We start from the raw sequence: 13,278 nt of genomic DNA, 5'->3' as shown, positions 1-13,278 counted from the left end.
CGGACCGGGCGAACGCTGCCCGGCCCGATACTCTTTCGGACTTTAAAAGCCCTTCTTCAGCGACACGAAGAACTGCCGTGGCGAGCCGGCCAGCAGGGTCTGGTTGTCGCCACTCGCGGTAAAGCCGTTCGACCCGATCGTCGCGACGTACTTCTTGTTCGTCAGGTTGGTCACGTTGCCCTCGATGGCGACGCCGTGCAGCGCGCCTTCGCCGTCGAACCGGTAACCGATGCTGGCATCCACTAGCACGCGGGCCGGCACCGATTGGTCGTTGAGGTAGGTGAAGTAGCGCTTGCTCATGTAATCCGCGCCGACCCGGCCGGTGAAGCCCGACTGTTCGAGCACGATCTCGCCCTTGACCATGTGCTTGGGCGTGTCGACGACGGTATCGCCCTTGCGGACCTGGACGGAGCCCGAGGCGTCGGTGACGGTGTCCTGATATTCCGCGTTGGTGTAGGAATAGCTCGCGAACAGCGACAGCGGCCGGAACACGCGGTAGTTCGCCGAGACCTCGGCACCGTACGTCCGCACGCTGCCGGCGTTGTTGAGCGTCGGTGCGTTGCCGAGGATGCCGACGCCGTTCGCAAACGCGAGCAGGCGGTTCGAGAAGTCGACATAATAGCCGACCGCCGAAGCCTGGAACGGTCCGCTGTGAAGACGAACGCCGCCCTCCGCCGTCTTCGACCGCTCGGGCTTGAGGCGACCGCGGACGGCGTTGAAGCCGGCCTGCGTCGCCGCGAAAGGCCCGGTCGTCGCCGACGACACGAACGCCCGCATATTCTCGGTATAGTCCGCGAACACTTCCGCCGCCGGAGTCAGCTTGAACAGGATACCGGCCTGCGGCTGGAACCAGTCCTTCGCCGAGATACGACCGACCGACAGCGGCGAGGTCGTGTCGGGCAGCATCGTCGCGCTGTTGACGACATAGGCGCCCTTCCACCCGGCGTTGACGATCAGCCGATCGTTGATGAGCTTGAGCGTATCCTCGACATGATACTGCATCGTGTCGGTGCCGTATTTGCCGTCCCATTGCGTCGCGTACGAATTCTTCTGGAACTTCAGCACATCGCGGTTGGGCTCGGCGCTGTCGGTCATCCCGTAGAAACGCCGTGCCTGCGTGAAAGTGTTGGTCTCCAGCCAACCGCCGATCTCGAAGGTGTTCGCACCCGTCTCATAGGCGATGTTGCTGAGCGCCCCGCCGCGCTTGATGCTGTATTCGGTCGTCCGGAAGCCGAGTGGGCTGGCCGCGGTGATTGCGCTGCCGTCCTGGTTCAGCGCACCGACGGGGGTTGGCGAATACGGCGTGATCCATGACCCTTGCCCCTTGTTGTCGTGATAATAACCGGTCGTGGTCATCGTCAGTTCGGGCGTCAGGTTCGCGTCCAGCGTGACGCCGCCAAGATAATCGCGCCGCACGCCACCGGCATCGAAATAGGCGTCGTCGACCGTGCCGAACCCGGTCGGGAAGGTCGTTCCGGTGCCCGCCCAAGGCGCGACGAAGCCGACCGACGAGCCGTTGTTCGCGCGCGTGTACGTGCCGAGCGCCGCCTGGTTCTGGTAGGTTTTCCCGATCTGCAGCGCGAGCGGGTAATTGCCGGCGATGTTGTCGTTGCGTAGGCCACGGCGGCGGATGATGTCGTAGCTGAGATCCTGGTAATCCTGCTCGCGACGGTCGGAGAAGTTCACGAACGCGGACAGGCTGCCGAACGCGCCGAGATCCTTGACGATCTTGCCGTTCGCCTGATGCTGACGCTGGACGCCGTCGCCCTTCCACTTGTCGGTGGTGAGGTAGCCGTAGCTCAGATAGCCCTTCAGCCCGCCGCCGAGGTCGCCGCTGTCGAGCCGGGCAAATCCGCGGTACGTATTGTCTGAGCCATAGGTGCCGCCACCGGTAACGTTGGCGGTATCGCGCGGCTTGTCGCTGAAGAACTGGATCGTGCCGCCGAGATTGCTGGTCGAGGCGGTGCCGAGCGCGCCGGCGCCCTGCGCGACTTCGGTACGGGCGACGTTCTCCGAGATGATCGCGCGGCTGATGTGCAGGCCGTTGACGTTGCCATAGCTCATGTCGCCGAGCGGCACGCCGTCCAGCGTGAAGCCGAGCTGGTTCTGGTTGAAGCCGCGGAGCGAAATGCGGACCGCCCACTCATACGCGCCGAACGGATCGGAGGCCTGGAAATTGACGCCGGGAAGCTTCTGGATCGCCTTCAACGGGCTCGATCCCGGGGTGAGCCGCGCGAGATCGACCGCGCTGACGCTCTGCACCTGGCGGCTCTGGCCGAACCCGAGCACGACGATGTCGGCCGACGTCTCGGGTGCAGGATCGACCTGGACCTCCGCCGACGCGGCTACCGGAGTTTCCGGCCCGGACGCCGGCGTCGCCTGGGCAAAAGCGGCAGGCGTGGCGAGCGCCGCGAGTGCGACACCGGCGAAGAGCGACGATATGGTCTGCATGATGTCCCCTGAAGCGCGACGGCGCTCAGCGGCCCATTGCCGATCCCCGTGACGCGTCGGCGACAGATCGAAGACGATTCCGCGACCACGGCGATATTGTTACGCCAGTGACCCATCGCCCTCTCCCCCGGGGAGAGGGAAGGGGCCCGCGGCTACTCAACCGTGGGAAGGGTGAGGGCACACATAACACTCACGCAAGCCATCACCCCCGCATCACCCGCGCGATCGTCTTCGCCGCCGCCGCACCATAAGGCGGCTTCAACCCGGCAAGCTTGGCAACGTCCAACTTCGACTGCTTGTAGACCGCCCGCGCATGGCTGAACGTACGGAAGCCGTCGATCCCGTGATACGCGCCCATCCCCGACGGACCGCTGCCGCCGAACGGAAGGTCCTCCATCGACACATGAAAGATCACGTCGTCGAGCGTGACGCCGCCCGAGATGGTCCGGTCCATCACGCGGCGCCGTTCGGCCTCGTCACTGCCGAAATAATACAGCGCGAGCGGACGATTGCGGCGGTTCACCTGCGCGATCGCATCGTCGATCCCGTCGTAGCGGCGGATCGGCAGCACGGGGCCGAAGATCTCCTCCTGCATCACGATCATGTCGTCGGTCGCGTCGCGGACGATATGCAGCGGCATCTTCCGCGAATTGGCGCTCGCGAAATCCTCGTTGGCGGGGTTCACGACCTCGACCGTCGCACCCTTCGCGCGGGCGTCGGCGATCCAGTCGGTGAGGCGCTGGTGATGGCGATCGTTGATCACCGAGGTGTAGTCGGCGTTGGCGAGCAGGGACGGGTACATCGCGCTAGCCGCGGCCTTGATGCCGTCGACGACCTTGGCCTCGTCCGCCGAGGGGACGAGCATATAGTCGGGCGCGAGGCAGATCTGCCCCGCGTTCATCATCTTGCCGAGCGTCACGCGTTCGGTCGCGCGCGCGATATCCGCCGATGCACCGAGGATGACGGGCGACTTGCCGCCCAGTTCGAGCGTAACGGGGGTGAGATTGTCGGCTGCTGCGTGGAGGATATGTCGGCCGATCGCCGTCGCGCCGGTGAAGACGAGATGGTCGAACGGCAGCGCCGAGAAGTCCTTCCCGACATCCGCTCCGCCCGAGACGATCGCGAGTTCGTCCTGCGTGAAATACTTCGGCACGAGTTCCTCGAACAGCGCCGCGGTCGCTGGCGTGTATTCGCTCGTCTTCGCCATCGCCCGGTTGCCCGCGGCGAACACGCCCGCGAGCGGCGCGATCAGCAGGTTCACGGGGAAATTCCACGGCGCGATGATGCCGATCACGCCCTTGGGCTGATATTCGACCCACGCCTTCGCGCCGAGTAGTCCCAAGGGAAACTGTACCGCGCGGCGCTCGCGCCTCATCCAGCGGTCGAGATGCTTGGCGGCATGCGCGATCGGCGCAAGCGAGGCGCCGATATCGGTCATCATCGTCTGCTCACGGCTCCGATGTCCGAAATCCTCCGACACCGCATCGCAGAACCGCGCCGCGTTATCCCGCACCATCGCCGCCGCGCGCTTGAGCCGATCGAGGCGGACCGCCTTGGTGACCGGCATATCGGCCATGAACGCATCACGCTGGGCGGTTAGGATGGTGTGCATATCGGTCATCGGGGCATCCTTGGCAGATATTCGAATGGGCGGGGAGCCGCGTCAATTCTCGGCACGACGAGCAAGAGGAAAATTCCGAGCAGTGATATTTTGTTAGGTTGCAGACGGTCACCTGATGGAGATATTGAGTAAGTTGCACCCTGTGCGGCCAACCATTTCCTCGCTATCATCGCGCCGTGTTGACAAAACTCTCATCACTCCAATCAGGAACGCTCGGCGAACTTCTTGCGGTAGCGAAGTTGAACAGCCTCGGATATGCAGCGTACATGAGCCCCGAAGGTGCGCCCGGCCATGATATTATGGTTGTCGTGTCGGGACATGCAAAGTCGATCGAAGTCAAGACGCGGCAATTTCTGAAGCGTCCCTCGGAAATTACCCGTTGGCCAGTTAATATGGATGCAAAAGGCGGCGCGGACTTTTTCATATTCATTGAGCTCGATATCAGATCAATGTCGCCGAAATTCTACCTTTTGACGAACCTGCAAGCTCGCGAGACATTCAAAGATTATGTCGGGGGCGGAAACTGTGCTCCACCTCATGTTAGGCGGGTTGCCGCGGCGAATGATTTTTCGGCGCTGATCGGCGATTGACGGAGAGCCGGGCGGCGCGGTCCAAACCATCTACTCAAGCTCCCACCGGGAGATCCCGGAACGCCTGATCCTTGTCCACCCGGATTTCGCCGGGGAGGCCTAGGACGCGTTCGGCGATGATATTCTTGAGGATCTCGTCGGTGCCGCCGGCGATCCGCAAGCCCGGCGCCCACATCGTCGCGGCGTGGAAGGCGCCTTTCAGCGGAGTCAGCGCGGGGTCGGATATGATGCCGTATTGATCGCTCGCCTCGACCGCGGTGTTGCCGATCGCCTGGAGCTGGTTGGCAGCGACGATCTTGCCGATCGAGCTTTCGGGGCCGGGCACCTGCCCCTTCGACAGCGCGGTGATCGTCCGCATCCGGGTGTTGCGCAGGCCCTCCGATTGCACCCACCAGTCGGCGAGCGTCTGGCGGAACGCGGCGTCCTTCAGCAGCGGGCCGTCTGCGCCGTTGACTTGGGCCGCGAAGGCAAGGATGTCCTCGGGGCCGACCCCGCCGCTCGTGCCGATCGCGAGGCGTTCGTTCATCAGCGTGAACAGCGCGACCTTCCAGCCGCCATCTACGGGGCCGAGGCGTTGCGCGTCGGATATCCGGACGTCCTCGAACCAAACCTCGTTGAAGCTCGACCCGCCGGACATCTGGTGGATTGGGCGGATCTCGATCCCCGGCGCCTTCAGGTCGAGCCAGAACATCGTCAGGCCCTGGTGCTTGGGCACGTCGGGGTTGGTGCGGACCAGGACGATGCCGTAGTCGCTGTAATGCGCGCCCGAGGTCCAGACCTTCTGGCCGTTGATCACCCAGTCGTCGCCGTCCCTCACCGCGCGCGTCCGGATCGCGGCGACATCGGAGCCGCCGGCGGGTTCGGAGAACAGCTGCGACCAGATCTCGTCGCCGCGCACCGCGGGGCCGACGAACCGCCGCTTGGTCGCGTCGTCGGCATAGGCCATCACCGTCGGCACGCACATGCCGAGCCCGATCGTGAAATAGCTGCCGTCGACCGCGTGGCGCGCCTCTTCCTGGCCGAAGATCACGCTCTCGATCGGCGTGCCGCCGCCGCCACCCCATTCCTTGGGCCAGGTGATGCACGCATAGCCGCCGGCCGCTTTCCGCGCCTGCCATGCCTTCGCCTTGGTCATGTCGTCGTCATAGTGGCAGGCGTCATGCTCGGCGATATTCGCGTCGAGCCAGTCTCGCGCGGCTGCGCGGTAGGTGGCTTCGGCATCGCTGTCCTTGAAGTCCATACTTGCTCCGATCAGGCGGCGTTGCGCATTTCGAGATGGCCAACGAGGCGTTCGCGCCACGCTGCGGGGGCGCCGGCTACCAGCGCGAGCTGACGCGAGCGGCGGTAATAGAGATGGCAGTCGGACTCCCAGGTGAAGCCCATTCCGCCATGCGTCTGGATGTTCTCCTTCGACGCGAACCAGTATGCGTCGGATGCGGCGACGCGCGCGGTGGCCGCGGCTAGCGGGAGTTCGGCGGCGTCCGCGTTCAGCGCCCATGCGCCGTAATAGGCGTTCGAGCGCGCGAGTTCGTTCTTGACGTACATGTCGGCGAGCTTGTGCATGATCGCCTGATACCCGCCGATTTGCCGGCCGAATGCGTAGCGATCGAGCGCGTACCCCTTCGCCATGTCGAGGCACCGATCCGCCCCCCCGAGCTGCTCGAACGCGAGGAGGACGGCGGCGCGATCGAACACCGCCTGCGTCGCAGCGATGCCGTCGTCGGTGCCGAGTTTCTCGCAAGGCGCGTCGTCGAAGGTGAGGCGGGCGGCGCTGCGGGCCGGGTCGAGCGTTTCCAGCACCTCGATCGCAGCGCCTGCACCCTGCTCGACGAGGTAGAGGCCGTCGCGCGCGAGGACGACGATCAGGTCGGCGACGTCACCATCGGTCACGGGGATCTTCTCGCCGGTGAGCTTGCCACCGGAGACTGAGGTGCGGACGGAGCGTGCGGTGACCGGGCCGGCACCTTCGGACGTGGCGAACGCACCGATGACATCGCCCGCCGCGATCCGGGGAAGCCACCGAATCTTCTGCGCGTCGCTCCCGTACAACATGAGCGCTTCCGCCACGAAATAGACGGTCGAGGCGAACGGGATCGGCGCGCAGGCTCGCCCCAGTTCCTCGGCGATCGCGCAGAGTTCGATATGGCCGAGACCGAGACCGCCGAACTCTTCGGGGATTGCCGCGCCGAGCCAGCCTTGTGCAGCAACAGCTTTCCAAAGATCGACGTCATACGCCTTGGAGGCATCGTCGAGCACCGCGCGGACACGGTCGCTGCCGCAATGCGCGCCGAGAAACTTGCGCGCTTCGTCCTTGAGGAATTTCTGGTCGTCGGAATAATCGAAGTTCATGCGGACTCCCTCGGCTGGGCCCAATATTCGTCACGGAGCAGGCGCTTGTAGAGCTTCCCCGTCTCGTGCCGCGGCAACGTCTCACGAAAGTCAATCCGACGCGGCGCCTTGACGTGGCTGAGGTTCGCGCGGGCGAACGCGCTGAGTTCGGCGGCGAGTTGCGCGCGATCCTCGGTCGGGTCGGCGGGGCAGACGATGGCCACCACCTGCTCGCCCATCTCGTCGTCGGGCGCGCCGATCACCGCGACATCGGCGACTTTCGGATGGGTGACGAGGAGGTTCTCGATCTCGGCGGGGTAGATGTTCACGCCGCCCGAAATGATCATGAAGCTCTTGCGGTCGGTGAGGTAGAGATAGCCCTCTTCGTCGAGCCAGCCGACATCGCCGAGCGTCGTCCACCCCTGCGCGTTGGCGGCTTCGGCGGTCTTGGCGGGATCGTTGTGATATTCGAACGCGCCGCCGCCCGCGAAGTAGACGTCACCTTCCGCGCGAGGGGGCAATGCGTTGCCCTCCTCGTCGCAGATCATCGTCTGCGCGGTCAGGTTGCGGCCGACCGAACCCTTGTGCGTCAGCCATTCCGCGCTGGAGATCGCGCAGAACCCGTTGCCTTCGGTGCCGGCATAATATTCGCCGATGATCGGGCCCCACCAGTCGATCATCGCCTGCTTGACCGGGATCGGGCAGGGGGCCGCGGCATGCCACACAGCCTTCAGCGACGACACGTCGTACCGCTCGCGAATGTCGGGCGGGAGTTTTAGCAACCGGATGAAGTGCGTCGGCACCCATTGCGCGTGCGTGATCCGATAGCGCTCGATCGCGGCGAGCGCGGCCTCTGGGTCGAAATGCTCCATTGCGACGACGGTGCCGCCGACCTGATGCACCGCCATCGACCAGCGCAATGGCGCCGCGTGATACAGCGGCGCTGGCGAGAGATAGACCATCTCGGGCGTGAACCCGTACAACCCCTTGCCGAGCATCACGAGCGGCGAGACGTTGGTGCCGAACGGCTCGTCGGACAGCGCGTGCTTGACGCCCTTGGGCTTGCCGGTCGTGCCCGAGGAATAGAGCAGGATGCCGCCGGGCGAGGGGTCGGCGATCGGCGTGGCGGGCTTTGCGTCGCGCGCGGCTTCGTAAGACGCGTACCCGTCAATCGCGCCGTCGACCACGTAGCGCCGCACGTCGTCGAGCATCGGCACCAGCGTGGCGGCAACCTCCGCACAACCCTTGCTCGCGATCAGAACCCGGCAATCGCCGTCGCGGATGATGTACTCTGCCTCGCCTGCGGTCAGCTTCGACGACAGGCAGGTACAATACACGCCGGTGCGCTCTGCCGCCCAGATCACCTCCAGGTAACGCGCCGAATTGTCCATCAGCACCGCGATCCCATCGCCCCGCTTCAGCCCGAGCGACCGGAACAAATGCGCGCCCTGGTTCGCGCGTACACCGAGGTCGCCATACGTCACCGTCTCGCCCGTCGCCGCCATGATGTAGGCGGGCTTGTCGGGCGTCGTCAGCGCGTGCGCGACGGGATGCATCAGACGCGCTCGATGATGATCGCCGGTGCCATTCCGCCGCCCGCACACATCGTCACGAGCCCGCGCTTCAGGTCGCGGCGTTCGAGTTCGTCCAATATCGTCCCGATCAAGATCGCCCCGGTCGCGCCGATCGGGTGCCCCAGCGCGATCGAGCCGCCGTTGACGTTCACCTTGTCACGGTCGAGCTTCAGGTCGCGGATGAACTTCTCGGCGACCACGGCGAACGCCTCGTTGATCTCCCACAGGTCGATATCGTCGACCGTCAGCCCCGCCTTCGCCAGCACCTTCCGCGCGGCGGGGACGGGCGCGTTCAGCATCAGCGTCGGGTCGTCGCCCATGTTCGCCATCGCGACGATCCGCGCACGCGGTTTCAGCCCGTGCTTGGCGGCATACTCGGCGCTGGCGAGCAGGATCGCGGCGGCACCGTCGACCACGCCCGACGAATTGCCGGCATGATGGACGTGCGCGATCTCCAGATCGGGATAGCGGCGGTTGATCTGCTTGCGGTATGTCGTGCCCTTGTCGTCGAGCGGCACGTCGGCGATCCCGGCGAACGAGGGGCGCAGCGCGGCAAGGCCCTCTGCAGTCGTGTCCGGCCGAGGATATTCGTCCTTCTCCAGCACCAGTGCGCCGGTCGCGTCGGTGACGGGGACCAAGCTGCGATCGAACCGCCCTTCGGCGATCGCCACGGCGGCGCGGCGCTGGCTTTCGAGCCCGAGCGCTTCGAGGGTCTCGCGGTCGATCCCCTCGATACTGGCGATCGCGTCGGCGCAGATACCCTGGTTCGATTGCGGATGCGCCGCATCGAGCCTGGCGTTGCCCGAGCCGATCCCGAGCGGTCGCTTCCCCGCCGCCATGTCGTCCTGCATCATCGTCGTAGTCAGCGACATCATCTCGGTGCCGCCGGCGATGACGAGGTCTTCCATCCCGCTCATGATCTGCGCTGCGGCGAAGTTGACCGCGGTGATCCCGCCGCCACAGAAACGGTCGAGCGTCGTTCCGCTGGCCCTGACGTCATAGCCCGCATCAAGCGCCGCCATCCGCCCGAGATCGCCGCTCTGCTCGCCACGCTGCGTCGAGGTCGACCAGATGATGTCGTCGACGTCGGCGGTATCGAGCTTGTTTCGCTCGGCAATTGCCTTGAGAACGGTCGCGGCGAGGTGTTGCGGGTGCATGTGGGCGAGGGCGCCCTTGCCCGTCTTGCCGATCCCGCGCGGGGTACGGACGGCGTCGATGATCAATGCCTCGGCCACACTCTCTCTCCTGTTACACCCGCCGCTTTGGTGCGGTCGTGGTGTCTGATGCCGGATTGCGTCCGGCTTCGTTCCGACGTAACATTCGTTATGGAGAGTGGCTTGTCAAGCACGGTATCGGTTGAAAACGATGTTGCACCCCGCGCGGATCTGGCGCCGCGCGATTGGCTGGAGATCGGGCAGGCGCTGCTCAAGAGCGGTGGTCTTCGCGCGCTGAAACTCCGCAGCCTCGCACAGGCCGCCGGGGCGTCGACCGGCAGTTTCTATCATCATTTCAAGGATTTTGACGGCTATCACGCCGCGCTCGCATCGTATTTCGCGGAGGCGCAGATCGATCCGTTGCTGGCATCGCTGACCGCGTCCGATCTCGCGCCGGTCGAGCGGATCCGCGCGTTCGCCGAGCATGTCCGCGATCACGACATGTCGCAACTCGCGCTGGCGATGCGCGCCTGGGCGAAGAGCGACGCGCGGGCGGCGGCGGCGATCCGCGAGCATGACGACAAGGTGATGGCGTTCCTGGTCGCGCAACTGACCGCGCACGGGTTCGATTCCGTCGAGGCGGGAATTCGCGGCTATGCGCTGCTCGCCGTGGGCCTGAGCGAGGTGCATCCGGTCGAAGGGCTCGATCGCGGCGTGCTGCGGAACGGGTTGCTTACGCTACTGTGCGAGCGCTAGCGTATCGAGATAAGGCGACTCCGTAAAAAAAGCGGAGCGTTATGAGGAGGATGCGGGCATGCAGACGTATGACTACGTAATTATCGGCGCGGGCTCGGCCGGCTGCGTGCTGGCCGCGCGACTGACCGAGGACCCCGACGTGAGCGTGCTGCTGCTCGAGGCGGGCGGGCGCAACGACGGCGTGCTGGTGCGGATGCCCGCAGGCGTCGGCGAGCTGATCAAGAGCAAGAATGCGAGCAACTGGGGCTTTTCGACCGAGCCCGAGCCGCATCTCGACAACCGCCGCCTGTGGTGGCCGCGCGGCAAGGGGCTGGGCGGCAGTTCGTCGATCAACGGCATGATCTACACGCGGGGGCATCCGCAGGATTACGACGAGTGGCGACAGATGGGTTTGCCGGGCTGGTCGTTCGACGACGTGCTCCCGTATTTCAAACGATTGGAAGGGCATCATCGCGGCGACTGCGATCTGCACGGCGGCGGGGGGCCGCTGACGATCTCGGGCGGGGAGTCGGACAGCCCGTTCTACGATGCGCTGGTCGAGGCGGGGCGGCAGGCGGGCTATCCTGTGACCGAGGACTTCAATGGGGCGAGCCAGGAGGGCTTCGGCCGCTATGATCTGACTGTCGCGGACGGGAAGCGCTGGAGCACCGCGGCGGCGTATCTGCGGCCGGTGTTGTCGCGGCGTAATCTGACCTGCTTGACGGGCGCGCGGACGACGCGGATCCGGATCGACAAGAGGCGTGCAACCGGTGTCGATTACGTGCTCGACAAGGGCGCGCGGGCGGAGTCGGTGACGGCGACGCGCGAGGTGCTGTTGTGCGCGGGAGCGGTGCAATCGCCGCACATCCTCCAGTTGTCGGGGATCGGCGATCCGGACCGGCTGACCGCGGCGGGGGTGGGCGTCGTGCATGCATTGCCCGGTGTCGGGGAGAACCTGCAGGATCATCTGGACGTCGTGATGAACTGGAAATCGCGCGGGCTGCGCACCGGCTACACCATGACCAAGGGCGTCGGCATGCTTGGCGTCGGCCTCAATTACCTGTTGCGCGGCAAGGGGGCAGGGCGGCAGCAATTCCTCGAGGCCGGCGCGTTCGTGTCGTCGCGCGAAGGGCTTTCGCGGCCGGATGTGCAAATCCACGCGGTGCTCGCGATCATGCAGGACCACGGCAAGGTGAAGGCGACTGAGGACGGCTTTACGCTGCACCTGTGTCAGTTGCGGCCGGAGAGCCGGGGGCGGATCGGGCTGCGTTCGGCCGATCCGTTCGCCGATCCCGTGATCTTCGCGAACTACCTCGCGACCGCGGAGGACCGCCGCGTCATGCGCGCCTGTGTCGAAATCGGTCGCGATGTCGCGCGGCAGGCGGCGCTCGATCCGTACCGGGCGGGGGAATTGTCGCCCGGTGAGGATGTGCGCACCGACGATGAGATCGACGCCTGGGTAAGGCGGACGGCGGAGACGATCTACCACCCGGTCGGCACCTGCAAGATGGGCACCGCGGACGACAGTATGGCGGTGGTCGACGCGACGCTCGCGGCGCGCGGGTTGGAGGGACTGCGCGTGGTGGACGCATCGGTGATGCCGACGCTGATCGGCTCGAACACGAATGCGCCGACGATCATGATCGCGGAAAAGGCGGCGGACATGATCAAGGGGCGGCAGTTGGCGCGGGCGGCTTAGCAACCGCCCTCCCCCAAAACACCACCCCGGCGGAGGCCGGGGCCCAATTGGAAAGGTCGCCGTGACGACGCGCGATCCTCAGCCACCAGCGTCCCCCACTTGGGCCCCGGCCTCCGCCGGGGTGGGGGAATGGTTCGACGCGCGGGGAAATCTCCGCCATCGTGCGCCATCCCCCAATTTCCCGTGATCCTGACGAAAGTCAGGATCCAGAGCCGAGGACGACATCGCGTGTGATCCTGGGTCCTGACTTTCGTCAGGATGACGGGAGGATGGGGTTAGCGCTTAAGCTCGAGTTACCGAGGCGCCATCCGGATTGCGCCGTCCAGCCGCACATCCTCGCCATTGAAATACCCGCATTCGATCATCGTCAGCGCGAGTGCCGCAAATTCCTCCGGCCGCCCCAAGCGCTTCGGAAATGGCACCAACGCCGCCAGCGCATCGCGGACCTGCTGCGGGGCCGCCGCCAGCAACGGCGTGTCGAAGATCCCCGGCAGGATCGTGTTCACCCGTATCCCCTCGCTCATCAGGTCGCGCGCGATCGGCAGCGTCATCCCGACCACCCCCGCCTTCGAAGCGGAATAGGCGGCTTGCCCCATCTGGCCGTCCTCCGCCGCGGCGCTCGCGGTATTGACGATCGCGCCGCGTTCGCCGTCCTCGCCGGGCTCAAGCGTCAGCATCCCCGCCGCCGACTTGGCGAGACAACGGAACGTGCCGACCAGGTTGATCTGGATGATCCGGTCGAACGCGTCGAGCGGGAAGTGCTTGATCGAGCCATCCTGCTTCGACCGCCCAGCAGTCTTCGCCGCATTCCCCGTCCCCGCGCAATTGACCAGGATCCGCTCCTGGCCGTGCGCCGCGCGTGCCCCCGCAAACCCCGCATCGACGCTGTCGTCCGACGTCACGTCGACCTTGCAGAACACCCCGCCGATCTCCGCCGCCAGCGCTTCGCCCTTGTCCGCCTGGAGGTCGAAGATCGCCACCTTCGCGCCCTTGGCGGCCAGCGCGTGCGCGGTCGCCGCGCCCAATCCTGACGCGCCGCCGGTCACGACGGCAGCAGTGTTTGCGAGGTCCATGCATCTCTCCTGTCAAAGCCCCGGGATCCGCGCCCCGGTTGCAGAACATTAGT

The 13,278-nt window shown here is 65.6% G+C and carries 10 protein-coding genes; 3 read left to right on the top strand and 7 right to left on the bottom strand.

Going from position 1 to position 13,278, the window contains the following annotated elements; genetic code table 11:
- Window positions 1-42 precede the first annotated feature (42 nt).
- Window positions 43-2,451 (bottom strand): TonB-dependent receptor, encoded by a 2,409-nt coding sequence (locus QFZ54_RS05375; RefSeq protein ID WP_307085142.1) that lies wholly within the window; start codon window positions 2,449-2,451, stop codon window positions 43-45.
- A gap of 202 nt (window positions 2,452-2,653) precedes the next feature.
- Window positions 2,654-4,072, bottom strand: a complete 1,419-nt coding sequence (locus QFZ54_RS05370) for a coniferyl aldehyde dehydrogenase (RefSeq protein ID WP_307085140.1) — start codon at window positions 4,070-4,072, stop codon at window positions 2,654-2,656.
- A gap of 179 nt (window positions 4,073-4,251) precedes the next feature.
- On the opposite strand from QFZ54_RS05370, the gene QFZ54_RS05365 reads away from it, so the two are divergent.
- Window positions 4,252-4,662: a hypothetical protein gene (locus tag QFZ54_RS05365; protein WP_307085139.1), complete on the top strand. Its 411-nt coding sequence runs from the start codon at window positions 4,252-4,254 to the stop codon at window positions 4,660-4,662.
- A gap of 34 nt (window positions 4,663-4,696) precedes the next feature.
- Here QFZ54_RS05365 and QFZ54_RS05360 read toward each other — a convergent pair whose 3' ends face one another.
- From QFZ54_RS05360 to QFZ54_RS05345, 4 genes are read right to left on the bottom strand one after another with little or no spacing between them, the layout of a single operon-like run.
- The gene (locus QFZ54_RS05360; RefSeq protein WP_307085137.1) at window positions 4,697-5,902 is read right to left on the bottom strand and encodes an acyl-CoA dehydrogenase family protein; all 1,206 of its coding nucleotides are present in this window, start codon (window positions 5,900-5,902) and stop codon (window positions 4,697-4,699) included.
- Window positions 5,903-5,913: 11 nt separating this feature from the next.
- Complete coding sequence (locus QFZ54_RS05355; protein ID WP_307085136.1) at window positions 5,914-7,011, bottom strand: acyl-CoA dehydrogenase family protein; 1,098 nt, start codon at window positions 7,009-7,011, stop codon at window positions 5,914-5,916.
- A complete protein-coding gene (locus QFZ54_RS05350; protein ID WP_307085134.1) occupies window positions 7,008-8,546 on the bottom strand; it encodes an acyl-CoA synthetase in 1,539 nt (512 codons plus the stop codon). Before QFZ54_RS05350 ends, QFZ54_RS05355 begins: the two co-directional genes overlap by 4 nt.
- Window positions 8,546-9,799, bottom strand: coding sequence for an acetyl-CoA C-acetyltransferase (locus QFZ54_RS05345; RefSeq protein WP_307085132.1), 1,254 nt, complete (start codon window positions 9,797-9,799; stop codon window positions 8,546-8,548). Before QFZ54_RS05345 ends, QFZ54_RS05350 begins: the two co-directional genes overlap by 1 nt.
- A 102-nt stretch (window positions 9,800-9,901) precedes the next feature.
- Between QFZ54_RS05345 and QFZ54_RS05340 the strand changes: the two genes are divergently transcribed.
- Together QFZ54_RS05340 and QFZ54_RS05335 are read left to right on the top strand one after the other, a co-directional pair.
- On the top strand, window positions 9,902-10,474 hold the full coding sequence (locus QFZ54_RS05340) for a TetR/AcrR family transcriptional regulator (RefSeq protein WP_307085129.1): 573 nt from the start codon (window positions 9,902-9,904) through the stop codon (window positions 10,472-10,474).
- Between the two features lie 58 nt (window positions 10,475-10,532).
- Window positions 10,533-12,152: a choline dehydrogenase gene (locus QFZ54_RS05335; protein WP_307085127.1), complete on the top strand. Its 1,620-nt coding sequence runs from the start codon at window positions 10,533-10,535 to the stop codon at window positions 12,150-12,152.
- A 293-nt stretch (window positions 12,153-12,445) separates the two neighbouring features.
- Here the strand turns inward: QFZ54_RS05335 and QFZ54_RS05330 are convergent, their stop codons facing one another.
- Window positions 12,446-13,225 carry an SDR family NAD(P)-dependent oxidoreductase gene (locus tag QFZ54_RS05330; RefSeq protein ID WP_307085125.1) on the bottom strand — a complete coding sequence of 260 codons (780 nt, stop codon included), beginning with the start codon at window positions 13,223-13,225 and terminating at the stop codon, window positions 12,446-12,448.
- Window positions 13,226-13,278 lie beyond the last annotated feature (53 nt).

It is taken from the genome of Sphingomonas faeni (assembly GCF_030817315.1).
Lineage (GTDB): Bacteria > Pseudomonadota > Alphaproteobacteria > Sphingomonadales > Sphingomonadaceae > Sphingomonas > Sphingomonas faeni_C.
The sequence above is the reverse complement of the archived record's forward strand: the minus strand, read 5'-3'. Positions and strand labels throughout refer to the sequence as shown.

Excerpts from the sequence above, each read along its gene's own strand:
- QFZ54_RS05375 (WP_307085142.1), bottom strand. The coding sequence starts at position 2,451 with ATGCAGACCATATCGTCGCTCTTCGCCGGTGTCGCACTCGCGGCGCTC.
- QFZ54_RS05370 (WP_307085140.1), bottom strand. The coding sequence starts at position 4,072 with ATGACCGATATGCACACCATCCTAACCGCCCAGCGTGATGCGTTCATG.
- QFZ54_RS05360 (WP_307085137.1), bottom strand. The coding sequence starts at position 5,902 with ATGGACTTCAAGGACAGCGATGCCGAAGCCACCTACCGCGCAGCCGCG.
- QFZ54_RS05355 (WP_307085136.1), bottom strand. The coding sequence starts at position 7,011 with ATGAACTTCGATTATTCCGACGACCAGAAATTCCTCAAGGACGAAGCG.
- QFZ54_RS05350 (WP_307085134.1), bottom strand. The coding sequence starts at position 8,546 with ATGCATCCCGTCGCGCACGCGCTGACGACGCCCGACAAGCCCGCCTAC.
- QFZ54_RS05335 (WP_307085127.1), top strand. The coding sequence starts at position 10,533 with ATGCAGACGTATGACTACGTAATTATCGGCGCGGGCTCGGCCGGCTGC.
- QFZ54_RS05330 (WP_307085125.1), bottom strand. The coding sequence starts at position 13,225 with ATGGACCTCGCAAACACTGCTGCCGTCGTGACCGGCGGCGCGTCAGGA.